Source organism: Streptomyces roseicoloratus, assembly GCF_004117935.1.
GTDB lineage: Bacteria > Actinomycetota > Actinomycetes > Streptomycetales > Streptomycetaceae > Streptomyces > Streptomyces roseicoloratus.
In genome coordinates this window covers 1-25236 of record NZ_SDOY01000142.1, presented here as the reverse complement: position 1 = coordinate 25236, position 25236 = coordinate 1, and the positions used below count along the sequence as shown (strand labels likewise).

At 71.1% G+C, this 25236-nt stretch carries 18 protein-coding genes, 1 tRNA gene and 1 pseudogene; 8 read left to right on the top strand and 12 right to left on the bottom strand.

Features of this window, described 5'->3' with window-relative positions:
• Positions 1 to 2 precede the first annotated feature (2 nt).
• The gene (locus ESG85_RS22625) at positions 3 to 1799 is read right to left on the bottom strand and encodes a bifunctional metallophosphatase/5'-nucleotidase (protein WP_128982123.1); all 1797 of its coding nucleotides are present in this window, start codon (positions 1797 to 1799) and stop codon (positions 3 to 5) included.
• A 126-nt stretch (positions 1800 to 1925) separates the two neighbouring features.
• Between ESG85_RS22625 and ESG85_RS22620 the strand changes: the two genes are divergently transcribed.
• Positions 1926 to 2600: an SIMPL domain-containing protein gene (locus ESG85_RS22620; protein ID WP_128982122.1), complete on the top strand. Its 675-nt coding sequence runs from the start codon at positions 1926 to 1928 to the stop codon at positions 2598 to 2600.
• A gap of 146 nt (positions 2601 to 2746) precedes the next feature.
• Positions 2747 to 4177 (top strand): pyruvate kinase, encoded by a 1431-nt coding sequence (pyk, locus tag ESG85_RS22615; RefSeq protein WP_128982120.1) that lies wholly within the window; start codon positions 2747 to 2749, stop codon positions 4175 to 4177.
• 116 nt (positions 4178 to 4293) lie between these two features.
• On the opposite strand, the gene ESG85_RS22610 is transcribed toward pyk, so the two are convergent.
• A tRNA-Leu gene (locus tag ESG85_RS22610) sits at positions 4294 to 4376 on the bottom strand.
• Positions 4377 to 4479: 103 nt separating this feature from the next.
• Here ESG85_RS22610 and ESG85_RS22605 point away from each other — a divergent pair.
• Positions 4480 to 5145 carry an ANTAR domain-containing response regulator gene (locus ESG85_RS22605; protein ID WP_128982118.1) on the top strand — a complete coding sequence of 222 codons (666 nt, stop codon included), beginning with the start codon at positions 4480 to 4482 and terminating at the stop codon, positions 5143 to 5145.
• Between the two features lie 106 nt (positions 5146 to 5251).
• Here ESG85_RS22605 and ESG85_RS22600 read toward each other — a convergent pair whose 3' ends face one another.
• From ESG85_RS22600 to ESG85_RS22565, 8 genes are all read right to left on the bottom strand, one after another.
• On the bottom strand, positions 5252 to 5968 hold the full coding sequence (locus ESG85_RS22600) for an ABC transporter ATP-binding protein (protein ID WP_128982116.1): 717 nt from the start codon (positions 5966 to 5968) through the stop codon (positions 5252 to 5254).
• Positions 5965 to 7038, bottom strand: a complete 1074-nt coding sequence (locus ESG85_RS22595; RefSeq protein WP_128982276.1) for an ABC transporter ATP-binding protein — start codon at positions 7036 to 7038, stop codon at positions 5965 to 5967. Before ESG85_RS22595 ends, ESG85_RS22600 begins: the two co-directional genes overlap by 4 nt.
• Positions 7039 to 7043: 5 nt before the next feature.
• Complete coding sequence (locus ESG85_RS22590; protein WP_128982114.1) at positions 7044 to 8807, bottom strand: branched-chain amino acid ABC transporter permease; 1764 nt, start codon at positions 8805 to 8807, stop codon at positions 7044 to 7046.
• Between the two features lie 5 nt (positions 8808 to 8812).
• The gene (locus ESG85_RS22585) at positions 8813 to 9745 is read right to left on the bottom strand and encodes a branched-chain amino acid ABC transporter permease (protein WP_128982112.1); all 933 of its coding nucleotides are present in this window, start codon (positions 9743 to 9745) and stop codon (positions 8813 to 8815) included.
• Between the two features lie 134 nt (positions 9746 to 9879).
• Complete coding sequence (locus tag ESG85_RS22580) at positions 9880 to 11115, bottom strand: branched-chain amino acid ABC transporter substrate-binding protein (RefSeq protein ID WP_128982110.1); 1236 nt, start codon at positions 11113 to 11115, stop codon at positions 9880 to 9882.
• Positions 11116 to 11564: 449 nt separating this feature from the next.
• The gene (locus ESG85_RS36130; RefSeq protein WP_246095220.1) at positions 11565 to 11837 is read right to left on the bottom strand and encodes a hypothetical protein; all 273 of its coding nucleotides are present in this window, start codon (positions 11835 to 11837) and stop codon (positions 11565 to 11567) included.
• A gap of 519 nt (positions 11838 to 12356) precedes the next feature.
• Complete coding sequence (locus ESG85_RS22570) at positions 12357 to 12866, bottom strand: PaaI family thioesterase (protein ID WP_128982106.1); 510 nt, start codon at positions 12864 to 12866, stop codon at positions 12357 to 12359.
• Positions 12867 to 12945: 79 nt separating this feature from the next.
• A complete protein-coding gene (locus ESG85_RS22565) occupies positions 12946 to 15228 on the bottom strand; it encodes an FdhF/YdeP family oxidoreductase (protein WP_128982104.1) in 2283 nt (760 codons plus the stop codon).
• A gap of 188 nt (positions 15229 to 15416) precedes the next feature.
• Here ESG85_RS22565 and polA point away from each other — a divergent pair, with 188 nt between their 5' ends.
• On the top strand, positions 15417 to 18137 hold the full coding sequence (gene polA / locus ESG85_RS22560; RefSeq protein WP_128982102.1) for a DNA polymerase I: 2721 nt from the start codon (positions 15417 to 15419) through the stop codon (positions 18135 to 18137).
• A gap of 296 nt (positions 18138 to 18433) precedes the next feature.
• On the opposite strand, the gene ESG85_RS22555 is transcribed toward polA, so the two are convergent.
• Positions 18434 to 19369 carry a DUF4184 family protein gene (locus ESG85_RS22555; RefSeq protein ID WP_128982100.1) on the bottom strand — a complete coding sequence of 312 codons (936 nt, stop codon included), beginning with the start codon at positions 19367 to 19369 and terminating at the stop codon, positions 18434 to 18436.
• 198 nt (positions 19370 to 19567) lie between these two features.
• On the opposite strand from ESG85_RS22555, the gene ESG85_RS22550 reads away from it, so the two are divergent.
• From ESG85_RS22550 to pgfA, 3 genes are all read left to right on the top strand, one after another.
• Entirely contained in the window at positions 19568 to 21316 is a 1749-nt protein-coding gene (locus tag ESG85_RS22550; protein WP_128982098.1) for a lytic transglycosylase domain-containing protein, read from the top strand.
• A gap of 179 nt (positions 21317 to 21495) precedes the next feature.
• Positions 21496 to 21636: an SPW_0924 family protein gene (locus ESG85_RS22545; RefSeq protein WP_128982096.1), complete on the top strand. Its 141-nt coding sequence runs from the start codon at positions 21496 to 21498 to the stop codon at positions 21634 to 21636.
• A gap of 11 nt (positions 21637 to 21647) precedes the next feature.
• Positions 21648 to 22649, top strand: a complete 1002-nt coding sequence (gene pgfA, locus ESG85_RS22540) for a cell envelope lipid trafficking protein PgfA (RefSeq protein WP_128982094.1) — start codon at positions 21648 to 21650, stop codon at positions 22647 to 22649.
• Here the strand turns inward: pgfA and ESG85_RS22535 are convergent.
• A pseudogene (locus ESG85_RS22535) lies at positions 22633 to 23922 on the bottom strand (ATP-dependent helicase C-terminal domain-containing protein); the annotation flags it as partial. The gene pgfA and the pseudogene ESG85_RS22535 overlap by 17 nt on opposite strands.
• A gap of 50 nt (positions 23923 to 23972) precedes the next feature.
• Here ESG85_RS22535 and ESG85_RS22530 point away from each other — a divergent pair.
• Positions 23973 to 25196 carry an IS30 family transposase gene (locus ESG85_RS22530; protein ID WP_128977433.1) on the top strand — a complete coding sequence of 408 codons (1224 nt, stop codon included), beginning with the start codon at positions 23973 to 23975 and terminating at the stop codon, positions 25194 to 25196.
• Positions 25197 to 25236 lie beyond the last annotated feature (40 nt).

Below are 25236 nucleotides of genomic sequence, written 5' to 3'. Positions count from 1 at the left end.
CCCTAGAACACCGGCACGCCGTCCCGGGTCAGCTTCCAGTCCACCGACGCGAACGCGGCCGGGTCGACGGTGCCCTTCGCCTGCACCCACTGGATGATGGTGTTGCGGATCTCGTCCGAGTTCGACCACAGCTGCGGGGCGGCGGCGACGTGCGGGAACGCGCCGCCGCCGTTCGCCCGGTAGTTGTTGACGGCGAGCACGAACCGCGCCGCCGGGTCCAGCGGGCTGCCCTCGAAGGACAGGTTCACGATCCGCGAACCGGCCGGCTTCGCGATGTCGATCTCGTACGTCAGACCCGACACGGCGTCGTAGTTGTAGTCCGGGATGCCGTCGGCGTTGGTCAGCTTCGCGGTGTCCACCGGCACGCCCGCCGGGGTCCGGGCGTAGTACCGCGCCGAGAACTCCAGGTAGTCCTTCAGCTGGGCGCCCGTCATCAGACGGGCCTCCATGGTGTTCTCGAAGGGGTAGAGCCCGGCGGCGTCCTTGATGGTGATCTCCCCGGACGGGATGCGCGCCGTGCGGGAGAAGCAGGAGGCCTGCGAGACCACGGGCAGGCCGGCGTACTCGCCGCCCGCCAGGGCCGCCTTCACCGTCTCGGCCTGCACGATGTTGATCAGGTCGATGATCGGCTCGTCCTTCCACGGCGCGTCGGCCGTGGTCATGGCGGCGGTGGAGGTGCCGATGACCTGGTTGACGTACGCCACGACCTTCTTGTGCTCGTCGGAGAGCAGCGCGGTGATCTCCGGGTCCTCGCCCACGGTGTTGGAGTCGAGGACGCGCGCGCCGGCCTTCTCGACGACCCAGCGGCCCTTCTGCCACACCAGGTCGAAGTCGAAGAGGGTGAGGCGCTGGCCCCACTTGAGCGGCTCGGACAGGACGACGTCCTTGCCGGTCTCCTTGTTCCTGACCCGGTACTCGGGGATCTCGGTGTGGGCGTGGCCGACGAGGATCGCGTCGATGCCGGGGACCTGCTCGGCGACGAGACCGGCCGCGTTCTCGACGTACGGCAGCTGGTCGCCGTACGAGGAGGTGCCGCTGGAGCCGGAGTGCGCGGAGACGATCACCACGTCGGCGCCCATGGAGCGCAGCTTCGGCACCCACTTCGCGGCCTGCTCCTCCAGGCCGGGGAAGACCATCTTGCCGGTGACGTTGGCCTTGTCCCAGATGGCGATGCCGGGGTTGGTGAGGCCGAGCACGGCGACCCGGACGTCCCGGCCGTGCGGCGTGCGCAGGCAGTGCATGCTGTACGGCGGGAAGGCGGGGCGCAGCGTCCTCGCGTCGAGCGCGTTGGCGCCGAGCAGCGGGAAGTCGCACTGGTCCTGGAACTTCCGCAGCACCGGGATGCCGTAGTTGAACTCGTGGTTGCCGAGCGCGGCGGCGTCGTAGCCGATGGCGTTCATGGCCCGGGCCATGGGGTGGACGGGGCCGCCGGCCCGGGTGATCGGGTCGACCTTGGCGTAGTAGTAGGACAGCTGGGTGCCCTGGATGGTGTCGCCGGCGTCGATCAGCAGGGTGTTGCGGCGGCCCTTGGCCTCGCGCACCTGGTTCACCAGGGTGGAGATCTTCGCCAGGCCGACGTCGTTGTGCGCCTTGTCGTCGAACTCCTTGTCGGTGAAGTAGTCCCAGTTGAAGACGTTCCCGTGCAGGTCGGTGGTGCCCATCACGGTGAAGGAGTACCGCTTGGCCGGCCGGGGGCGGGCCGGGTGGGCCTCGGCGGGGGCGGCGGCCCCGGCGGTGAGTGCGACTCCGGCTCCGACGGCTGCGGAGCTCTCCAGGAAGGCCCGGCGGTTCAGCGGCATGTGCGTGTTCTCCCCTTGTGATCTGCGGCGTCCGCGCCGAGGGTGGCGCACAACGCGCGTAGATTCTGGCTCAGACGGCACTGTCGCAACAGCCCCTACGGGTCACGGAGTGGGAAAGTGTTCGGCATGACACAGCCGCACCCCACCCCCGACGCACCCCAGGTGACGGTCCGTGGCGAGGGCCGTCTCGAAGTGGATCCGGAGCTCGCCCGCATCGGCGTGTCCGTCCGCGCCCGGGGCGCCGACCGGGCCGGGGTCCTGGCCGCCCTGACGTCCCGTAACGCCGAGGCGATCGCCCTGGTCAGGTCCTACGGCGAGGCGGTCGCCACGCTGGAGACCGGCGCCCTGTCCGTCACGCCCGAGCCCGTCCGGCACGGCCGCGGCGAGCGGGTGCGCGCCTACCAGGGCTGGGTGCACCTGACGGCCGAGCTCACCGACTTCTCGGCCCTCGGCGAGCTGAGCACGCGGCTCGCCGACCTGGAGTGGACACGGGTCGACGGCCCGTGGTGGTCGCTGCGCCCGGACTCGCCGGCCCACGCGGAGGCCCGTCGGCAGGCCGTACGGGATGCGGTGCGACGGGCACGCGAATACGCGCGGGCGCTCGACACCTCGCTGGTCGCGCTGCTCGAACTCTCCGACACCGGGCTCGCGCCGGGCATGCCCGCGCCGGCCGGCGGCATGCGCATGGCCTTCGCCGCCGAGGCGGCGGACGCGCCCGCCCCGCTGGACCTGGAACCGCAGCGGCAGACGGTCACCGCGGAGGTCGCGGCGCGGTTCACGATGGCGCCGCCCGCACTCTGAGACGAACCGCTTCCCGGGCCGTATTCCGCTCATCGGAGCAGCCCGCCGCACACATTCAAGACTTGTCAACAACCTTTCACCGAAAGGTTGTTGAGTAGTCATGCGCGGCCCCTTCGCTACCAGCTGGTAAGGCCTAGTCTCGTCCTATGCGCCGAGCAAAAATCGTTTGTACCCTTGGGCCCGCCACCGAAACATACGACCAGATCAAGGCGTTGGTCGAGGCCGGAATGGACGTGGCCCGCTTCAACCTCAGCCACGGCGGCTACGCGGAGCACGAGGAGCGTTACCAGCGCGTCCGCAAGGCCGCGGAGGAGACCGGCCGCAGCGTGGGCGTCCTCGCCGACCTTCAAGGCCCGAAGATCCGGCTGGGACGATTCCGCGAGGGGCCCGTACTCCTTGAACGCGGCGACGAGTTCACCATCACCGTCGAGCCGGTCCAGGGCGACCGCCACCGCTGCGGAACCACCTACGCCGGCCTCGCGGAGGACGTCGCCGCGGGTGAGCGCATCCTCGTCGACGACGGCCGCGTCACCCTGGAGGTCACCTCCGTCGACGGGCCCCGTGTGCACACCCGCGTCGTCGAGGGCGGCCTGGTCTCCGACAACAAGGGCCTCAACCTGCCCGGAGTCGCCGTCTCCGTGCCGGCCCTGTCCGAGAAGGACGTCGACGACCTCCGCTGGGCCCTGCGCACCGGCGCCGACGTCATCGCCCTGTCCTTCGTCCGCAGCGGCCGCGACGTGGAGGACGTCCACCGGATCATGGCCGAGGAGGGCCGCCGGGTCCCGGTCATCGCCAAGATCGAGAAGCCCCAGGCCGTGGACAACATCGAGGACATCGTCGCCGCCTTCGACGGCATCATGGTGGCCCGCGGCGACCTGGGCGTCGAGATGCCCCTGGAGCAGGTGCCGATCGTCCAGAAGCGCGCGGTCAAGCTCGCCAAGCGGAACGCCAAGCCGGTCATCGTCGCCACCCAGATGCTCGACTCGATGATCGAGAACTCCCGCCCCACCCGCGCCGAGGCCTCCGACGTCGCCAACGCCGTCATCGACGGCACCGACGCCGTGATGCTCTCCGGCGAGACCAGCGTCGGCAAGTACCCGATCGAGACCGTGCGCACCATGAGCCGCATCGTCGAGGCGGCGGAGGAGGACATCCTCGCCAAGGGCCTCCCGCCGCTGACCGAGCGCAACAAGCCCCGCACCCAGGGCGGCGCGGTCGCCCGCGCCGCCGCCGAGATCGGCGACTTCCTCGGGGCGAAGTTCCTGGTCGCCTTCACCCAGTCCGGCGACACCGTCAAGCGGCTCTCCCGCTACCGCTCGCCGATCCCGCTGCTCGCCTTCACCCCCGACCCGGCGACCCGCTCCCAGCTCAACCTCACCTGGGGCGTGGAGACCTTCCTCGGCCCGCACGTCGACTCGACCGACGCCATGGTCGCCCAGGTCGACGAGGAGCTGCTGCGCATCGGCCGCTGCGAGAAGGGTGACATCGTGGTCATCACGGCCGGCTCCCCGCCGGGCGTCCCGGGCTCGACCAACATGGTCCGGGTCCACCACATCGGGGACCCCGTCACGAACTGACGGTGGTCGGTACCGGGCCGACATGGGCGTCCATGTGGTTGCTTTGGGTGATCGGCCGTGATCCCGTGTAACGAAAAGTGGAGGTCCACGACCAGGTGAACCTCCACTTTCAGCTGTACCGGGTGCGGGACTCGAACCCGCAAGCCCTCACGGGCAGAGGTGTTTGAGACCTCCGTGTATACCGTTCCACCAACCCGGCCAGACAGCTGATCGGAGTGTACCCGGTGCGGAAGTGCTGTGGCAGCTAGGTACCCTTCATGTGCAGCACCGCCTTGCATCGAGGCCAGCAACGAGGAGCCCCCGTGACCGCCCCCGAGTCGCCCCAGCCCGCCGCCGACGACGCCGAGACCGCGTCGCACGTCCCGCCGCTGACGACCCGCGTCGTCATCGCCGAGGACGAGGCCCTCATCCGCCTCGACCTCAAAGAGATGCTGGAGGAGGAGGGCTACACCGTCGTCGGCGAGGCAGGCGACGGGGCCACGGCCGTGGAGCTCGCCCGCGAGCACCGGCCCGACCTGGTCATCCTCGACGTGAAGATGCCCGTCCTCGACGGCATCTCGGCCGCGGAGAAGATCGCCGGCGAGTCCATCGCCCCGGTCCTCATGCTCACCGCCTTCTCCCAGCGCGAGCTCGTCGAGCGCGCCCGGGACGCCGGCGCCATGGCGTACCTGGTGAAGCCGTTCAGCAAGAGCGACGTCGTGCCGGCCATCGAGATGGCCGTCTCCCGCTTCGCCGAGCTGCGCGCCCTGGAGAAGGAGGTCGCCGACCTCTCCCAGCGCCTGGAGACCCGCAAGCTCGTCGACCGGGCCAAGTCGATCCTGCAGACCCAGTACGGGCTGACCGAGCCCGCCGCGTTCCGCTGGATCCAGAAGACCTCCATGGACCGTCGCATGTCGATGCAGCAGGTCGCCGAGGCGGTCATCGAGGACGCGGAGGAGAAGAAGGCCGCGAAGGCCAAGGAGCAGTAGGCGCGCGAGCGCACCGCCGCGGACACTCCGCATCGCGGACGCTCCGCATACGGAAGAAGACCCGCCCCACGTCGTCGTGGGGCGGGTCTTCCGTCTGGGGTGGCGCCTACTCCTCGCCGAGGTACGTCTTGCGGACGTCGTCGTTGACGAGCAGCTCCTGGCCGGTGCCGGACAGCTTGATCGAGCCGACCTCCAGCACGTACGCGTAGTCCGCGAGGGACAGCGCGGCCTGCGCGTTCTGCTCGATCAGCAGAATGGTCATGCCCTCCGCCTTCAGCGTGGCGATGGTCTCCATGATCTTCTGCATCATGATCGGCGACAGACCCATCGAGGGCTCGTCCAGCATCAGCAGCTTGGGCTGGGACATCAGGGCCCTGCCCATCGCCAGCATCTGCTGCTCACCGCCGGAGAGGGTGCCCGCGGCCTGCTTGCGACGCTCGCCCAGGATCGGGAAGAGGTCGTAGGCGCGCTGGATGTCCCGCTCGATGCCGTCCTTGTCACTGCGCAGGAAGGCGCCCAGCTGGAGGTTCTCGGCGATGCTGAGCCGGGGGAAGATGTGCCGGCCCTCGGGGGAGTGGGCCAGGCCCAGCGAGACCACCTTGTGGGCCGGGATGCCGTTGAGCACCTGGCCGTCGAAGGCGATCTTGCCCGCGGTGGGCTTGAGGAGACCCGACAGGGTGCGCAGGGTCGTGGTCTTGCCGGCACCGTTGGTGCCGATCAGCGCCACGACCTGACCCTGTTCGACGGAGAAGGAGATGCCCTTGACGGCCTCGATCTTGCCGTAGGCGACCCTGAGGTCCTCGACCTCGAGAAGAGCGGTCACTTGGAGTCTCCTTCGGTGGTGCTGTGCTGCTCGTCGGCCGCGTCCGCGTCCGCCGGAGCCGCGTCGGCCGGAGCGCCGCCGTCGGCCTCGGCCTCGGCGTCGTCGGAGTCCGCGTCGGCGTCGGCGTCGGCGTCGGCCGGAGCGTCCTCGGCCTCGGCGTCGTCGGTGGCCTCCGCCGCCTCGGCAGTCGCCTCGGCCGCGGCCTCGGCCTCCGCGTGGGCTTCGGCGGCCTCGACCTCGGCGACCTCGGCCGCGCCCGGCGCGCCCTCGTACGGCGTGCCCAGGTAGGCGGCCACGACCCGCTCGTCGCCCTGCACGACCTCGGCCGTGCCCTCGACGAGCTTCTCGCCCTGGACCAGGACGGCCACCCGGTCGCACAGCTTGAAGATGAACTTCATGTCGTGCTCGATGACCAGGACGGCGATGCCGCGGTCGCGGATGGCGAAGACCAGCTCCTCGGTGGTGCGGGTCTCGCTCTGGTTCATGCCGGCCGTCGGCTCGTCGAGGAGCAGCAGGCCGGGGTCGCTGGCGAGCGCGCGGGCGATCTCCAGCTTGCGCTGCTCGCCGTACGGCAGGTTGCGCGCCAGGTGCTCCGCCTTGTTCGCGAGGCCCACGAACTCCAGGAGTTCCATGGCCCGTTCGCGGGAGGCGGCCTCCGCCTTCTTGAAGCCGGGGCCGCGCAGCAGCGCGGACCACAGGCCCTCCTTGGTCCGGGTGTGACGTCCGACGAGGACGTTCTCCAGGACCGTCATGTTGGAGAAGAGACGGATGTTCTGGAAGGTACGGGCGATGCCGGCCTGGGTGACCAGGTGCGGCTTCGGCGGCAGGACCGTGCCCTTGTAGCTGACCTGGCCCTCCGTGGGGACGTACAGGCCGGTCAGGCAGTTGAAGAAGGTGGTCTTGCCGGCGCCGTTCGGGCCGATCAGGCCGACGATCTCGCCCTCGCGCACGGTCAGGTCGACGTTGCGGACGGCGGTCAGACCGCCGAAGCGCATGGTCACGCCGCTGGCGTCGAGGACGGTCGCGGCCGTCGCCGTCTTCGCGGCCCCGGTCTCGGTGGTGGTCGTCATGTCGTTCACGCCCCCGCCTTCGCCGTGCCGTCGGCCTGCGTGCCCGCCTCGGCGGACTGGCGCTGCTCCGGTACGGCGAGCTGGTCGTCGTCGTTCTCGTGGAATTCCAGCTGCGCCCGCTTGTTGGCGATGAGGCCCTCGGGACGGAAGCGCATCAGCAGGATCAGGGCGATGCCGAAGCCGAGGAGCTGGTAGTCCTGGAGGAACTGCAGCTTGGCCGGGATCAGGAAGAGCAGGGCCGAGCCGACGATGGGGCCGGTGATCGTGCCCATGCCGCCGAGGATGACGGCCGCGAGCAGGAACGCCGAGTTCGGCGGGACGGGACCGGCGAACATGTAGTTCTCCGGGACCACCGTGGTGTTGACGTGCGCCTGCACGGTGCCCGCGAGGCCGGCCAGGGCCGCGCCGAGGGCGAAGGCGACGAGCTTCACCCGGAAGCCGTTGATGCCCATCGCGGTCGCGGCGGTCTCGTCCTCGCGGATCGCGACCCAGGCGCGGCCGATGCGGCTGTTGCCGGCGCGGGAGAAGACGAGCACGACCAGCGCCATGACCAGGATCATGAGCAGGTAGTAGTTCGCGTACGCGCCGAGTTCGATGCCGAGGACCGTGTGCGACTCGCCGAAGTTGTACCCGAAGAACTCCAGGTGCGGGATGTTCGGGATGCCGTTCGGGCCGTTGGTGATCCGGGGGCCGGAGGTGCCGTCCAGGTTGCCCATGGCGATGCGGAAGATCTCACCGAAGCCGAGGGTCACGATGGCCAGGTAGTCGCCGCGCAGCCGCAGGGTCGGGGCGCCGATGACGACGCCGAAGATCAGCGAGGTGGCCATGCCGGTGAGGGCGGCGGCCCAGAAGGGGAACTGGACTCCGAAGGCGGAGGAGGTGGCGCCGGAGACCAGGGCCGCGGTGTACGCGCCGACACCGAGGAAGGCGACGTAACCGAGGTCGAGCAGACCCGCGAGGCCGACCACGATGTTCAGGCCGAGGGCGACGGTCGCGAAGATCAGGATGTTGACCGCGATCAGCGTGTACGTGTCGCCGCTCTGCTGCAGGAACGGGAAGGCGATCGCCATGACGAGGCTGGAGGCGACCGTCACCTGGCGGTTGCGCGCGGTGATCCGCGTGAGCCGCTGGGTGAGACCGGACTTGACCAGGGCGGTCGCGGCGAAGCCGACGAGGATCAGGTACGCGATGAAGAGCTGCGGCTCCGAGTCGTCGGTGTCGATGCCGAAGGTGACGACGTAGAGACCGACGGCGAAGGCACCGACGATGACGAGGATCTCGGCCCAGGAGGGCAGCGGCTTGGCGGGCGCGGCCTTGCGGGTGTCGTCGGGCAGCAGGTACGCGGCGATCGCCGGGACGGCAGCGGCGACGACGGCGACGCCGGCACCGGGCTCCAGGTCCACGAGGGCACCCAGCTCGACGATGATCGATATCGCGGTGAACAGGGTGGTGACGAAGGTGCCCAGGGCCAGGATCCACAGCGCCTTGCGGGCACCGGTCGGGATCAGCCAGCCGAAGCCCTTGATGCCGAGCGCGGCGAGCGCGTAGGCGGCGGTGAGCACGGCTCCGACGAGCGTCAGCATCTGGAGCGGGGCGGGGTAGCCGTAGACCGTGAGGTTGCCGGGGAAGGCGGTGGTCCACGTCCAGGCGAGGAAGGTGCTGGCGACGGTCGCGACGGCGCCGGCGACGATCGCCCACAGCAGCGTGGCGGGCCCTGTGGTCGTCTTGGCCACGGCGGTGGTCTCGGTGGTGAGGGTGTTCTCGCTCATGGTGCTCACGCCCTGTCCGCGACGCGCTCGCCGAGCAGGCCCTGGGGCCGCACGAGGAGTACGAGGATGAGGAGGACGAAGGCCCACACGTTGGACCAGGCACCGCCGCCGAGCTGCTGCATGCCGGGGATGTCCTCGATGTAGGCGATCGAGAGGGACTCGGCGATGCCGAGGACGACGCCGCCGACCATCGCGCCGTAGATGTTGCCGATGCCGCCGAGGACGGCCGCGGTGAAGGCCTTGAGGCCGAGGATGAAGCCCATCTCGAAGTTGATCTGGCCCTTGTCGAGGCCGTAGGCGACGGCCGCGACGGCGGCGAACGCGGCACCGATGGCGAAGGCCATGACGATGATGCGGTCGGTGTTGATGCCCATCAGCTTCGCGGTGTCGGGGTCCTGCGCGGTGGCCTGCATGGCGCGGCCGCTGCGGCTCTTCGAGACGAAGAGGCCGAGGGCGAGCATGCAGAGCGGCGCGAGGGCGAGGATGAAGGCGTCGGCCCGCTGGATCTGGAGGCCATCGGTGATCTGGAAGGCCTCACCCTTGAACTCGGGGAAGCTGACGGCCTTCTTGGCGTCCGGGTAGAACTGCCAGACCAGCTGCTGGAGCGCGATGGAGAGACCGATCGCGGTGATGAGGGGGGCGAGGCGGGGGGCGCCGCGCAGAGGGCGGTAGGCGAACCGCTCGGCGGCGGTGGCGACGGCCACGGAGGCGATCGCGCCACCGAGGATCATGAGCGGGATCGCCACCAGAAGGGACGTTCCGCTCGGCAGAGCGGTGTAGGTGGTGAGGGCGCCGAAGCCCCCGATCATGAAGATCTCGCCGTGGGCGAAGTTGATGAGCTGGACGATGCCGTAGACCATGGTGTACCCGATGGCGATGAGGCCGTAGAGGGCACCGAGGGCCAGACCGTTGGCCAGCTGTTGCGGCAGTTCGTGCACCGCAGGCCTCCGATGAGCTTGTCGGATAAGACTCCGCGCGAGGGCGCTGTTTGCGCCCTCGCGCGGTGGTGTTCAGTTCGTGAGGGGAGGTTCCCGGCGCCGGGGCACTCGGCGGTGCGCCGGGAGGGTGGTGCCTACTGGTTGAAGGTGTCGCTCTTGACGTCGATCCACTTGCCGCCCTCGACCTTGTAGACCGTGAGCTGCTTGTTGGTGGTGTCGCCGAACTCGTCGAAGGAGACCTTGCCGGTCACACCGTCGAAGGAGACCTTGCCCAGGGCCTCGGTGACCTTGGCGCGGGCGTCCTCGGGCAGCTTGCCGTTGTTCGCCGCGACGACGGCCTTGACGGCCTGGATGATCGCCCAGCCGGCGTCGTAGGAGTAGCCGCCGTAGGCCGCGTACGGGTCCTTGTAGCCGGCCGCCTTGTAGTTCTCGATGAACTTCTTGGCGGTGTCGAGCTTCTCGACCGGGTAGCCGATCGAGGTGGCCAGGTCGCCGTCGTTGGCCTCGGCGGAGGCGCTGATGAAGGCCGGGTCGTAGATGCCGTCGCCGCCCATGACCGGGACCTTGGCGCCGGTCTTCTTGATCTGGTCGGAGAGCAGGCCGCCCTCGGGGTACTGGCCGCCGAAGTAGACGGAGTCGGCGCCGGAGGACTTGACCTTGTCGGCGGTGGAGGAGAAGTCGGTCTCCTTCACGGTCACGTGGTCGGTGCCGACGACCTGGCCGCCGAGACGCTTGAACTCGTCGGTGAAGATCGCCGCGAGGCCGGCGCCGTAGGTCTGCTTGTCGTCGACGACGTAGACCTTCTTCTTGCCCGCGTCCTTGAAGAGGTACTGGGCGGCGAACTTGCCCTGGACCACGTCGGTGGCGGCGGTGCGGAAGTAGGTCTTGAAGGGGCGCTTGAACTCGCCCTTGCCCCAGTTGTCACCCTGCGACAGCGACGGGTTGGTGTTGGCGGGGGAGACCTGCGCCAGGTTGGCGGAGGAGAAGACGCCCTGCATCTGCTGGGAGACGCCGGAGTTCAGCGGACCGACCACGCCGAGGACGTCCTTGTTGCCGACCAGCTTGGTGGCGTTGGCCTGACCGGAGGCCGGCACGGCCTGGTCGTCGAGGGCCTCGATCTTGAAGGTGACGCCCGGGACTTCCTTGTTCTTGTTGGCGGTCTGGACCGCCAGGTCCACGGAGTTCTTGATGCCCTGGCCCAGGGCGGAAAGCGAACCGGTGAGCGGGGCGTCCACACCGATGACGACGGTGGTGGTGCCGCCGGCGTTGTCGCCGCTGCCCTTGCCCTCGTCACGCGAACCGCAGGCGGTGAGGGTGAGCGCACCCGTGGTGAGCACGCTGGTCAGGATGAGCAAAGAACGGTGTCGCACGAAGATTCCTTTCCCTGGCGCGGCCCCCTCAAGCTGAGGCGGTGCCGTGAAGCTGTGTAGCTAGAGGTGCCGTTTTCGATGCCGGGCCGTACTGGTGGAGCGGGGCCGTGCAGAGGAGGCGCCCGGCGGCGCGGTGACTGGCCGTGACTCTAAGCGCAGCTGGGGAAGGACCGGGAGCGCCGAAGTGAGGATGTGACTGTCTTGTTATGCCGACAGGGGGAACCGGTGTGCAGGCGGTGGGCAAACCAGGGCGAATGGGTCAGGAGCCCGGTGTTCACATACTGAGAACGCCCAGTTCCGCTAAGGGGCTTGGGTGGATCATGGTCCTGACGGTGCAGCCGAGGGGCTGTCCGGATACCGGACACCCCGTGTGATCTCAGCGAACGGCGCGGCTGAGCGGAATCCTCCGCTCCCCCTCCGTTCCCACCCCAGGGGAACGTCACGCAGAGTCACGGCACGGATGGCCGGTAACCGCTGGTGGGTACGCGCTGTTCGCTGGGCGGTCGCCAGTTCTCCGAACTTCCCGTCGCCCCCTTCGCCGCCTCGCAGCGCCGCCGGGTCTCACGGTCGGTCAGCGCGAAGGCCGCCTCGCGGCCCGCGCGGCGCTCCTCCGCCCGCGCCGCGACGAGCACCTCGTCGTGGATCCCGTACTGCTCGTTCGACATCCCCTTCTGCTCCCAGTCGAGCCCCGCCCACTTGCTGCCCCTCAGTGCCTCTTTCACCCAGTACGACACGAGACTTGTGCACACGTCCGCGGGCGAACTGGTACGAGCCGACGGCGCCACCGCGGGCTCGCGACCCCCCTCGCACCCACCCGCCGACATCAGCACGCACCCGCTCAGGACAACGGCGAACGCGACCCTGCCCGGGGTCGGCGGCCTGCCGCTCACGGCAGTTGACCGCACGACCTCGGCAAGGCGCGGGCACCACCGGCCGGATGGGCGCCGTCCGACCCGTGCCGCGCCTCCGGCCGCTCCGGCCGTCGAGCCCCCGGCCGCCCACTCGCCGGCGCACGACTCCCGCACTCCGCGATCTTGGCCGAAGACAGCCCGAGCACCCTGCCGCCACGGGCGCCGGAGCCCGCCCCCGGGCACACCGGGTGACCGTTCCCGCCCCCGGCGACGGCCCGCGCCGCGGCAATGACGCGCATCGGAAGTCCCCTCGTCGGTGAACCGCCAGTGAACCGGCTATCACGGAGAGAGGCAAGAGCCCCTGGCGAAAGGGAAGTTGAGACGAGAAACCTACGCGCCGGTCTCCCCGGCACGCCCCGCCTCCGGCAGGTTGCCCGCGTCCTTCTCGCCGATCTCCCGCAGCATGCACGTCAGCCGCGCCGAGCACACCCGCCTGTCCTGCTCGTCCGTGATGACGATCTCGTACGTCGCCGTCGACCGCCCCCGGTGCACCGGCGTGGCGACTCCCGTCACCAGGCCGCTCCGCACCCCGCGGTGATGCGTGCAGTTGAGGTCCACGCCCACGGCGATCCTCGACACCCCGCCGTGCAGCATGGAACCGATCGAGCCCAGGGTCTCGGCGAGCACCGCCGAGGCGCCGCCGTGCAGCAGCCCGTACGGCTGGGTGTTGCCCTCGACCGGCATGGTGCCGACCACTCGCTCGGCCGAGGCCTCCACGATCTGCACGCCCATCCGGTTGCCCAGGTGCCCGGCGGAGAAGAGCGCCGGCAGGTCCACGCCGAGCGAGGCGTACTCGTCGATGACCTCCTGCGGGAACTTCACATGCTGCTGCTCACCCATGGCCGGGCTCCGTTCGTCGTCGTACGGCTGGTCGAGGTCGACTGGTCCTTCGCGGACTCCACGTCGCCTGAGCAAACGCTTAGGCGGACTCGGATTGTTCCAGACGCACGATCACGGACTTGCTCGCGGGGGTGTTGCTGACGTCCGCCGTCGACTCCAGCGGCACCAGCACGTTCGTCTCCGGGTAGTAGGCCGCCGCGCAGCCCCGGGCCGTCGGATAGTGCACCACCCGGAAACCGGGCGCCCGCCGCTCGCTGCCGTCGGTCCACTCGCTCACCAGATCCGCGTACGCGCCGTCCGCGAAGCCCAGGGCCGCCGCGTCGTCCGGGTGGACCAGGACCACCCGCCGGCCGCCCGTGATGCCCCGGTAGCGGTCGTCGAGACCGTAGATCGTGGTGTTGTACTGGTCGTGCGAGCGGAGCGTCTGCAGCAGCAGCCGGCCCTCCGGCACCCTCGGGTACTCCACGGGCGCCGCCGTGAAGTTCGCCTTGCCGGTCTTCGTCGGGAAACGCCGCTCGTCGCGCGGCGCGTGCGGCAGCGCGAAGCCGCCCGGGTCGGCGGCCAGCCGGGCGTTGAAGTCCTCGAAACCGGGCACCACGCGCGCGATGCGGTCGCGGATCCGCGCGTAGTCCGCCTCGAACTCCTCCCACGGCGTCGCGGAGCCCCCGCCCAGGACCGCCCGTGCCATCCGCGCCACGATCGCCGGCTCGGACAGCAGGTGCGGGCTCGCCGGCGGCAGGTTGCCGCGCGAGGCGTGCACCAGGCCCATCGAGTCCTCGACGGTCACGACCTGCCGGCCGCTCTTCTGCACGTCCTTGTCCGTGCGGCCCAGCGTCGGCAGGATCAGCGCGCGCGTGCCGGTGACCGCGTGCGAGCGGTTCAGCTTCGTGGACACGTGCACCGTCAGGCGCGCGTTCCGCATCGCCGCCTCGGTGACCTCCGTGTCCGGCGTCGCCCCGACGAAATTGCCGCCCATCGCGAAGAAGACCTTCGCCTCGCCGTCGCGCAGCGCCTGGATGGACCGCACCACGTCGAAGCCGTGGTGGCGCGGCGAGACGATCCCGAACTCCTTGTCCAGGGCGTCGAGGAAGGCCGGCGCGGGCCGTTCGAAGATCCCCATCGTGCGGTCGCCCTGCACGTTCGAGTGACCGCGCACCGGGCACACGCCGGCACCCGGCCGCCCGATGTTGCCGCGCAGCAGCAGGAAGTTGACCACCTCGCGGATGGTCGGCACGGAATGCTTGTGCTGGGTGAGCCCCATCGCCCAGCAGACGATCGTCCGCTCCGAGGCGAGGACCATCTCCAGGGCCCGCTCGATCTCCGGCCGGGACAGGCCGGTCGCCGCGAGCGTCTCGTCCCAGTCGGCCGCCCGCGCGGCCGCCGTGAACTCCTCGTACCCGTGGGTGTGCTCCCGGACGAAGGCCTCGTCGACGGCGCCCTCCGTCTCCAGGACCAGCTTGTTGAGCAGGCGGAACAGCGCCTGGTCGCCGCCGATGCGGATCTGCAGGAAGAGGTCGGTGAGCGCGGCGCCCCTGAACATGCCCTGCGCCGTCTGCGGGTTCTTGAACCGCTCGAGACCGGCCTCGGGCAGCGGGTTCACCGAGATGATCCGCGCGCCCGCCGCCTTCGCCTTCTCCAGCGCCGACAGCATCCGCGGATGGTTCGTCCCCGGGTTCTGCCCGGCCACGATGATCAGGTCGGCCCGGTGCAGGTCCTCCAGGGACACGCTGCCCTTGCCGATGCCGATCGTCTCGGTCAGCGCCGAGCCCGAGGACTCGTGGCACATGTTGGAGCAGTCCGGAAGGTTGTTGGTGCCGAACTCGCGGGCGAACAGCTGGAGCAGGAACGCGGCCTCGTTGCTGGTGCGGCCCGAGGTGTAGAACAGCGCCTCGTCGGGGGAGGAGAGCGCCGTCAGCTCCTCCGCGATGATCGAGAACGCCTGCTCCCAGCTCACCGGCTCGTAGCGGTCGGCGCCCTCCGGCAGGTACACCGGCTGCGTGATCCGGCCCTGCTGGCCCAGCCAGTAGCCGCTGCGCGTCGCCAGGTCCGCCACCGGGTGCGTGGCGAAGAACTCCGGCGTCACCCGGCGCAGCGTCGCCTCCTCGGCGACCGCCTTCGCCCCGTTCTCGCAGAACTCCGCCACATGACGCTTGTCGCCCTCGGGCCACGCGCAGCCGGGACAGTCGAAGCCGTCCTTCTGGTTGACCTTGAGCAGGGTCCGCGCGGTCCGCCGCACGCCCATCTGGGCCTGCGCGATCCGCAGGGTGTGGGCGACGGCGGGCAGCCCGGCCGCGGCGTGCTGCGGCGCCGCGACCTGCGGCGCGTCCTGGACCGGGTCGCCGACGGGCGGCTTGCTGACCATCGCGCTCTCCCTTGAGCGGTGACGAGTGTCGTACGTCTCCGATCCTGTCACGGACCACCGACAGCCGGAGCCCCGCGGGGACGCCGGAGCCCCGCGGGGACGCCGGAGGCCCGGTCGGGATCGCGGCCGGGCCGCCGCGGTCGCCGTGCGCGGGCGGGAATGTCAGTGGTCCGTGGGAGGATCGTTCCGTGGCTGAGACAGCATCGAAGAAGACCGAGAAGACCGACGAGACGCGCCCCCGGCTCATGCTCATGGACGGGCATTCGCTGGCATACCGGGCGTTCTTCGCGCTGCCCGCGGAGAACTTCACGACCGCGACGGGGCAGCCGACGAACGCCATCTACGGCTTCGCGTCGATGCTGGCGAACACGCTCCGCGACGAGGCGCCCACGCACTTCGCCGTCGCGTTCGACGTGTCCCGCAAGACCTGGCGCTCCGACGAGTTCCCCGAGTACAAGGCGAACCGCTCGAAGACGCCCGACGAGTTCAAGGGGCAGGTCGAGCTGATCGGCGAGCTGCTCGACGCGATGCACGCGCCGCGCTTCGCCGTCGAGGGCTTCGAGGCGGACGACGTGATCGCCACCCTCGCCACCCAGGCGGAGGCCGCCGGCTTCGAGGTCCTGATCGTCACCGGCGACCGGGACTCCTTCCAGCTGGTCTCCGAGCACACCACGGTCCTCTACCCCACCAAGGGCGTCTCCGAGCTGACCCGCTTCACCCCGGAGAAGGTCCAGGAGAAGTACGGGCTCTCGCCCTCCCAGTACCCCGACTTCGCCGCCCTGCGCGGCGACCCGTCGGACAACCTGCCCGGCATCCCCGGCGTCGGCGAGAAGACCGCCGCGAAGTGGATCAACCAGTTCGGGTCCTTCGCCGAACTGGTGGAGCGCGCCGAGGAGGTCAAGGGCAAGGCCGGCCAGAACCTCCGTGACCACCTGGAGTCGGTGAAGCTCAACCGTCGCCTCACCGAGATGGTCCGCGACGTCGAGCTGTCGAAGACCGTGGCGGACCTCGCCCGCGAGCCGTACGACCGCACGGCCGTCGCGCTCGTCCTCGACACCCTGGAGATCCGCAACCCCTCGCTGCGCGAGCGGCTCCTCGCCGTCGACCCCGGCGCCGCCGAGCAGGCCGCCCCGGCGCCCGCGCCCGGCGTCGAGCTCGACTTCACCGTCCTCGACACCGGCGAGCTCGCCGGCTGGTTCGCCGAGCACGGCGCGCGGCCCCTCGGCATCGCCACCGTCGACAGCTGGGCCCTCGGCACCGGGAACGTCTCGGAGATCGCCCTCGCCTCGGGCGACGGCGCCGCCGCCTGGTTCGACCCGAGCCGGTTGGACGCCGCGGACGAGAAGGCCTGGTCGGAGTGGATCGCCGACCCCGCCCGCCCCAAGGTCATGCACAACGCCAAGGGCGCCATGCGGGTCTTCCCCGAGCACGGCTGGAGCGTCGCCGGCGTCACCATGGACACCGCGCTCGCCGCGTACCTGGTGAAGCCCGGCCGCCGCTCCTTCGCCCTGGACGCGCTGTCCGTCGAGTACCTGGGGCGGGAGCTCGCGCCCGCCGCGGCCGCCGACGGCCAGCTCGCGTTCGGCGCCGAGGACACCGCCGAGGCCGAGGCCCTGATGAGCCAGGCCCGGGCGATCCTGGACCTCGGTGCGGCCTTCGAGGAGAAGCTCGCCGAGGTCGGCGCCAAGGAGCTCCTCCACGAGGTCGAACTGCCCACCTCCGCCCTCCTCGCCCGCCTGGAGCGGCACGGCATCGCCGCCGACCGGGACCACCTGGAGGCCCTGGAGCAGCAGTTCGCGGGCGCGGTGCAGCAGGCGGTCAAGGAGGCCCACGCCTCCGTCGGCCACGAGTTCAACCTCGGCTCGCCCAAGCAGCTCCAGGAGGTCTTCTTCGGCGAGCTCAACCTGCCGAAGACCAAGAAGACCAAGACCGGCTACACGACGGACGCCGACGCGCTCGCCTGGCTGGCCGGCCAGACCGAGCACGAGCTGCCGGTGATCATGCTCCGCCACCGTGAGCAGGCCCGCCTGCGGTCCACGGTCGAGGGCCTGATCAAGACCGTCGCGGCGGACGGCCGCATCCACACCACCTTCAGCCAGACCGTCGCCGCCACGGGCCGCCTCTCCTCCACCGACCCGAACCTGCAGAACGTCCCGGTCCGCACCGACGAGGGCCGCGCCATCCGGCACGGCTTCGTCGTCGGCGAGGGCTTCGAGGCGCTGATGACGGCCGACTACAGCCAGATCGAGCTGCGCGTCATGGCCCACCTCTCCGAGGACGAGGGCCTGATCGAGGCCTTCACCTCCGGCGAGGACCTGCACACCACGGTCGCCTCGCAGGTCTTCGGCGTCGAGCGGTCCGCCGTCGACGCGGAGATGCGCCGCAAGATCAAGGCCATGTCGTACGGCCTGGCGTACGGCCTCTCCGCCTTCGGCCTCTCCCAGCAGCTGGGCATCGAGCCTGCCGAGGCGCGCGGCCTGATGGACACCTACTTCGAGCGCTTCGGAGGGGTGCGCGACTACCTCCGCCGGGTCGTCGACGAGGCCCGGGCCACCGGCTACACGGAGACGATGCTCGGCCGCCGCCGCTACCTCCCGGACCTCAACAGCGACAACCGCCAGCGCCGCGAGGCCGCCGAGCGCATGGCGCTCAACGCGCCGATCCAGGGCACGGCGGCGGACATCGTCAAGGTCGCCATGCTGAGCGTCGACCGCGCGCTGACCGAGGCCGGTCTCGCCTCCCGCATGCTCCTCCAGGTCCACGACGAAATCGTCCTGGAACTCGCCCCCGGCGAACGCGCGGAGGTCGAGTCCCTCGTCCGCACCCACATGTCCCACGCCGTGGACCTCCGAGCCCCCCTGGACGTCTCGGTGGGCGTAGGCCCCAACTGGGACTCAGCAGCCCACTGACCCCACCCCCACCCACTCCGGCACCAGGCGGACCCCCGCGACGGACATACCTCACCGCGCGGGGCGGTGTCGTGGTGGTCCTCCCGCGCGGGCCCGGCGCACACCTCCGTGTGGGCGATCGTCCCGAGGGCGGGACGGATGGGCACACGGGACGGCGCCCTCAGCGGCGCCTCCGCGCCCCGCACCTGCCCGCACCACCAGGGCGCCGCGCTGTACGGAGTGACCGTCCAGGTGCGGGGAGGCCGACAAGGGACGTCGTACGGCACCGAGGGCGGGAGCGAGTGCCGTCGGGCCGGTCAGCGGCGGTCCGGGCCGACGGGTTCGGGGCGTCGGCCCGCCGCCGGGCCGTCCCCGCGGCCGGCCTCCGACCCCGCCGCCGAGCCGTCCCCGCGGCCGGCCTCGGCCCCCGCCCGGGAAGCCGGTCGCGTCGCCGACCACACCCGCGCCCCCACCCCGTACAGCACGACGCCCAGCGCCAGCCCCGACCCCGCCCCGAAGCAGATCGTCGGGATGATGTCGAACGGGGTGCCGACCTCGAGCCCGTACGCGTAGAAGCGCAGCACCCGCTGGACCACTCCGATCGCCACGCACGCGCCGATCACGCCCCAAGCGATCAGCAGCCCGCGCCGGTCGAGGACCGGGACCCGGCCGGGAGACGGCGTCGGCCCGTCGGCGGGGGCCGCGCGCAGCGCCCGCAGCGTGAACCAGCCCAGCAGCACCAGCGCCAGGGCCGAACCCCCGTACTGCGCGTACAGATAGACGGGGAACCCGCCCACCACGTCGCCGAGCACCGGGATCAGCCGTGTGCCCCAGCGGTCGAGATGGGTGAAGGCGTCCCACACGACGTGCGTCGTCGCGCCGGCGGCCGCCGACACGGAGAACCAGCAGACGAGCGCCACCGGGCGGCGCTCCCGCCACGGCCGGCCGCGTACGAAGCCGTGCACCCGCCCGCGCCACCGCCGCGGCAGCAGCGCCACCAGCGGCTCACGCACCGTCAGCCACAGCGCCACCACCACGGCGGTGATGAGCACGTCGACGGTGACGACTCCGAGGAAGGAGTGGGTCACGTTCCCGAACCGCATCGCACCGGGCACGACAGAGGCCGTGAAATAGGTCATGTCGGGTGAGAACGAACCCGCGACCAGTGCCGACGCCACCAACGGACCCCGTGCCGTGGCATCCCGCCGAAGTCCCGGGAGTACCGCGGCGGCATGACTGAGCGTGAAAGGCACCGGACTGCTCCCCCTCGTTTCGATGTGCCGGTCAAGTATTCATGACCGCCCCGCGCCGAAAGCCGGGACGGCCAAGTGGTGACGAAACCGTGAAACACGGTCAGGGGCCGGTGTGCCGGACCTCGGAGTTGGCATAGGGTCGGCGGGTCGGACCCGCGCGGGGAGCGCGGACGCGGGACTCGGGGAGGGACCACACGTATGGCAGGGCACTTGGGCCGTCGGCTGCGCAGGGGAGCCACGAGCGGTGCGGTGGTGGCCGCGGCGGTCGCGGCGCTGGCCGCCTCTCAGGGGCCGGGCACGACCCAGCCGCCCACCGACGGAGCGAGTGGTGACGTGCCGATCGGGACCGGCGACACCGCCACGACCCCGGACGGCTCGGCCTCCGGCGACTCTCCGTACTACACGGAACTGCCCCCGCTGAACACGCCCAACAAGCCGGGCTCTCCGGCCGGCACGCTGCCGGTCATCACCGGCCCGGCCGAAGCCGGCATACCCGCGTCCGTCCTCGCCGCCTACCAGCGCGCCGAGCAGTCGATACGTTCCACCGACCCCGACTGCAACCTCCCCTGGCAGCTGCTCGCCGGCATCGGCAAGGTCGAGTCGGGGCAGGCGCGCGGCGGAGCCGTCGACGCCAACGGCACCACGAACTCGCCTATCCTCGGCCCGGTCCTCAACGGTGTCGGCTTCGCGAACATCTCCGACACCGACAACGGCGCCTACGACGGCGACAGCGTCCACGACCGGGCGGTCGGCCCGATGCAGTTCATCCCGTCCACCTGGGCCACCTGGGGCCAGGACGCCAACGGCGACGGGAAGAAGGACCCGAACAACATCTACGACGCGGCCCAGGCCGCCGGCCTCTACCTCTGCGCCAACGGCCGCAACCTCGCCGTCAAGGCCGACCTGGACAAGGCCATCCTCAGCTACAACCGCTCCCGCGAGTACCTGAACACGGTCCTGTCCTGGTTCGAGTACTACAAGCGTGGCAGCCACCAGGTGCCCGACGGCACCGGGGTGCTCCCGGGCGACCGCAGCGACAACCCGCGCACCACGCCCGGCGCCCGCCCGACGCCGACGGCCCCCGTGACGCCGAAGCCGAAGCCGACCACGCCGAAGCCGAGCCCGTCCAAGCCCGCCGAGCCGACGCCCACCAAGCCGACCACGCCGCCCACCACCGATCCGGCGGCCAAGGTGGCGCGCCTGAACAAGGACGGTGCCACCGCCCTCAGCGCCACCGCCGGCACCACCTTCACCACGCGGCCGACGGTGCTCGCCGTCGACCTGGCCGGCAAGCCGGTCGCCGGCGTCCAGGTGCGCTTCCGGATCAGCGACGAGACCGACGCCCGCTTCGCCGTCGGCGCCCGCGAGGTCACCGCCGTCACCGGGTCGAACGGCAAGGCCGTCGCGCCGACCCTGAAGGCCGGCGAGCAGACCGGCGGCTTCAAGGTCAGCGCCACCGTCGTGGGACGCGCCCTGAACGCCGTCGAGTTCGCCGCGACCGTCACCGAGCGCTCCGCCGACACCCTCACCCACGTCGACGCCAAGGAGCTCGCCGCCACCACCGGCGGCACCGTCACCGGCCCGGTCACGGTCAAGGCCACCGACGGCGGGGCCGCCGCCGCCGGTGTCGCCCTCACCGCCACGTTCGTCACGTCCGCGACCGACCCGCAGCCCGCCACCGACGGCCCCTACTTCAAGGACGCCGACGGCACCGCGGTGCGCACCCTGACCGGTCTGAAGACCCGCGCCGACGGCACGTACGAGCTGCCGGACATCCACGCCGGCGACAAGACCGGCACCTTCGTGCTGCGGCTGACCGCGCCCGGCGGCGGCTCCGTCACGATCACGATCACGGTCACCGCCCCGGAACCCGAGCCGGAGCCGACCCCGACGCCGTCGCCCTCTTCGTCCACGGGCGGCACCCCGGAGCCCACGCCGACCTCCTGACCGCCTGAGGGCGAAAGGACCACCCCGGTCTCCTGCTCGTCACCGCGCCGCCCTCGCGTCCCCGCCGGACGCGAGGGCGGCGCACGTGTTCCCGGTGCGACGTGTTCTCATCTCGCGGCGACGTTGCTACGGTGCCCCCGCCCTGACGACGCATCAGATCGAGCACCGGGAGGCCGACCTTGCGCGCCCTTGCCGCCGCCGTCATCGGACTCGTTCCCGTCCTCCTGTTCATCCTCCTCGTCTCCTTCGTCGATCTGCCGCCGGACGGTCCCACCTCGCCGAAGCCCCTGCTCACCGCCGATCCGGGCCCCAAGAAGTGAGGGGCCGCCCGATGCGCCGCCGCGCCAGCCTCGTCCTGCTCGCCTTCGCCGTCTTCTTCGCCGCCATGGCCCCCACGATGCGCTGGTACGCCTTCCCGCGCCTGGCCAAGATCCCGCCGAACCAGTACCAGGAGACGGTCCTGGAGGCGAAGCCCGCGACCCTGCTCGACTACTCCACGCTCAAGGCGAAGAAGGTCGACCGGATCACCATCGTCCAGACCCTCAAGGGCAACGTGGAGGAGTCGAGGAAGATCGAACGCGACGCCGGCCGCGACGTCGTCGTCTGGGACTCCCTCTCCTACGTCCTCGGCCCCGACGGCAAGATGGTCTCCAAGATCCCCGAGCGCTACATCTTCGACGCCCACACCCAGGACCCCGTCCACGCCACCGGCGAGACGGTCGACGGCGACCCGGTGCGCCGCGAGGGCATCGAGTTCAAGTGGCCCTTCCTCACCGAGAAGCGGGACTACCGGTACTTCGACGCCCAGACCCGCACCTCCGCCCCCATCCACTACCAGGGCACCCGCACCTTCCGCGGACTGGAGGTCTACTACTTCGAGCAGACCATCCCCTGGACCAAGGTCCCCATGCCCAAGACGATGCCCATCGACATCGACCCCGGCGTCCTCGCCAAGACCGGCCTCACCCGCTGGTACACCACCAAGCGCATGTTCTGGGTCGACCCCGTGACCGGCGCTCCCGTCAACGGCGAGGAGATCCACAAGGAGGAGCTCCGCAACGCCCGCGCCCTGATGGGCCAGGACACCGTCACCGTCTTCGAGGGTCACGTGAAGATGCGCGAGGACTACATCGCCCACGTCGTCGACCTGGTCGAAGGCAATCGGCTGATGGTGCTGATGCTCGTCTCCTATCTCCCGTGGACCTTCACCGTCCTCGCCCTCCTCCTGCTCGCCCTCTCCTTCTGGCTCGAAGCCCGCTCCCGCCGGGCCCGGGCGGCGGGCCCGGGACCGGACACCGGCTCCGGGCCGGCGCCTCTCACCGCTCCCGTCTGAGCCGGGCACTGGTGTGCCGGGTCGGCTGGGCCGCCGAAGGGTCCTCCGGCCATGGATGCTTCGGATAGCGTCCGCGCAGCTCCGCACGCACCGCCCGGTAGCCGTCCCGCCAGAACGAGGCCAGATCGGACGTCACCGCCGCCGGCCGGCCGGCGGGGGAGAGCAGATGCACCAGGACCGGAACCCCGGCCACCCGCGGCGTCTCCGCGAGCCCGAACATCTCCTGCAGCTTCACCGCCAGCACCGGCCGCTCCCCGCCGTACTCCACCCGTATCCGCGAACCGCTCGGCACCTCGATCCGCTCCGGCGCCAGCTCGTCGAGGCGCAGCGCCTCGCCCGTCGCCCACGGCAGCAGCCGCCGTATCCCCTCACCGGCGTCGATCCGCCCCAGATCGGCCCGCCGACGCGCCCGCGACAGCTCCGGCTCCAGCCAGTCGGCGGCCCGGCCGAGCAGGGCCTCCTCCGACACGTCCGGCCACGGCTCGCCCAACTCCCGGTAAAGGAAGGCCAGTCGGGCGCGCAACTCCTCCGCGTCCCGGTTCCAGCGCAGAAGCCCCGTGCCCTCGCGGCGCAGCCCGTCCAGCAGCGCCTCCCGCACCAGCGCCGGATCCGCGCCGTTCCGCAGCGGGCGGACGGTCAGCTCCACCGCCCCCAGCCGCTCCACCGACCGGGCCACCACGTCCCCGTCCTCCCAGTGGACCTCCTCGCCGGCGCTGAGCAGATGCCCCGCCGCGCGCCGCGCCACCTCCTCGTCCACCACGGCGGCCAGCCGCACCCGTGCCGTGGCGCTCTGCGCAGTCCGGTCCGCCACCGCCACGGCCAGCCACGGACTCGACCCCAGCCGCGAGCCCTCGGCCAGCCGCGCCCCCGTGCCCGACACCATCAGCAGGCCGCTCTGCTCCCGCGCCCGCGCCACCCGCTCCGGGAACGCCAGTGCCGTCACCAGACCCGCCACCGCATCCTCTCCGCCGCCTGCGTCCAGGGATCCGGTCCGCGCGTCCTCCGCGCCGCCGGCCTCCTCGCCGGCCGATCGTTCGAGGCGCCGGACCTCCGCCTTCCAGCGCGCCGCGTACCCGTCGCCGCCCCGGCGCGCCCCGCGCCAGGCCGCCGCCAGGTCGTCCCCGTACTCCCGGGGCGGCTCCTCGCTCAGCAGCGCCACCACCTCGGCCGCCCGCCGCGCCCCGACCTCGGCCGTCCCGTCGAGCAGGGCCCGGCCGAGCCGGGGGTGCAGCCCGAGCCGGGACATCCGCGCGCCGCGGTCCGTCGCCCGGCCCTCCTCGTTGGTTCTAGTGGTTGTCGCAACACCCCAGTTCAAGGGGTGCGATGGACTTCCAGATCCGAGCGGACCGGACACCGCAGGGGCGTAAGAAGTTGTCCCGGGAGCGGGAGGCATACTCCCGGCTCGTGCGGCAGGGATACAGCAACACCGAAGCGTGCCGGATTGTCGGCATCGATGAGCGGACCGGTCGGAAGTGGCGCAACGGCCGCTCCGGGGAACGCAACCGGAAGCCGGTACCACCGATCAATCTGGTGGTGCCGGCTTCCGGTCCGTCCCGATACCTGAGCGAGGACGAGCGGATCCACATCGCGGACCGGCTGCGGGAGAAGGCCACGGTACGGGCGATCGCCGCGGAGCTGGGCCGAAGTCCGTCCACGGTCAGCCGGGAGATCCGCCGCAACCGCACCGACGGCACACGCGGCCAGTGGCACTACCGCCCGCACGCCGCCCAGGCCCGCGCCGACGCCCGCCGTCCCCGCCCCAAGCCCCGCAAGATCCTCCGGAACCCCGAGCTGCGGGACGCCGTCCAGACGATGCTGGACGAGAAGTGGAGCCCGGAGCAGATATGCCACGCTCTGCGGACACAGTTCCCCCAGCGGCCGGAGATGCACGTGGTCCACGAGACCGTCTATCAGGCACTTTATGTCCAGGGCAGGGGTCAGCTGCGGCGCGAGCTGGCCGGCGCCCTGCGCTCCGGGCGGGCCCGCCGCAGACCCCAGCGGCAGGCGAACTGCCGCCAGCCGCGTTTCACCACCCCGATGGTGATGATCAGCGAACGGCCCGCCGAGGTGGAGGACCGGGCCGTTCCCGGCCACTGGGAGGGCGACCTGATCATCGGCAAGGACGGCAGGTCCGCGATCGGCACCCTGGTCGAACGCGCCACCCGCTACGTCATGCTCCTGCACCTGCCCGGCGACCACGGAGCCGAGGCCGTCCTGACTGCCCTGACCGCCACCGTCCAGACCCTGCCCGCCCAGCTGATGCGGTCCCTGACCTGGGACCAGGGCAGCGAGATGGCCCGCCACGCGCAGTTCACCCTCGCCACCGACATCCCGGTCTACTTCTGCGACCCCGCCAGCCCCTGGCAGCGCGGCTCGAACGAGAACACCAACGGCCTGCTGCGGCAGTACTTCCCCAAAGGCACCGACCTGTCCGTCCACGACCCCGAGCACCTGGCCGCCGTCGCCGACCAGCTCAACCGCCGCCCACGCAAAACGCTCGGCTGGGAAACCCCGGCCGAGCGCCTGCATAAACTACTCGCGGCCTGACCAACACGACCACGTGTTGCGACGACCCCTAGAAACCGCC

What these genes read in the sequence shown, in the direction of transcription:
- ESG85_RS22565 (WP_128982104.1), bottom strand. Translation starts at nt 15,228, where the DNA reads ATGGTCAGCAAGCCGCCCGTCGGCGACCCGGTCCAGGACGCGCCGCAG.
- ESG85_RS22530 (WP_128977433.1), top strand. Translation starts at nt 23,973, where the DNA reads ATGGACTTCCAGATCCGAGCGGACCGGACACCGCAGGGGCGTAAGAAG.
- ESG85_RS22570 (WP_128982106.1), bottom strand. Translation starts at nt 12,866, where the DNA reads ATGGGTGAGCAGCAGCATGTGAAGTTCCCGCAGGAGGTCATCGACGAG.
- pgfA (WP_128982094.1), top strand. Translation starts at nt 21,648, where the DNA reads ATGCGCCGCCGCGCCAGCCTCGTCCTGCTCGCCTTCGCCGTCTTCTTC.
- pyk (WP_128982120.1), top strand. Translation starts at nt 2,747, where the DNA reads ATGCGCCGAGCAAAAATCGTTTGTACCCTTGGGCCCGCCACCGAAACA.
- ESG85_RS22620 (WP_128982122.1), top strand. Translation starts at nt 1,926, where the DNA reads ATGACACAGCCGCACCCCACCCCCGACGCACCCCAGGTGACGGTCCGT.
- ESG85_RS22550 (WP_128982098.1), top strand. Translation starts at nt 19,568, where the DNA reads ATGGCAGGGCACTTGGGCCGTCGGCTGCGCAGGGGAGCCACGAGCGGT.
- ESG85_RS22625 (WP_128982123.1), bottom strand. Translation starts at nt 1,799, where the DNA reads ATGCCGCTGAACCGCCGGGCCTTCCTGGAGAGCTCCGCAGCCGTCGGA.
- ESG85_RS22595 (WP_128982276.1), bottom strand. Translation starts at nt 7,038, where the DNA reads ATGACGACCACCACCGAGACCGGGGCCGCGAAGACGGCGACGGCCGCG.
- ESG85_RS22590 (WP_128982114.1), bottom strand. Translation starts at nt 8,807, where the DNA reads ATGAGCGAGAACACCCTCACCACCGAGACCACCGCCGTGGCCAAGACG.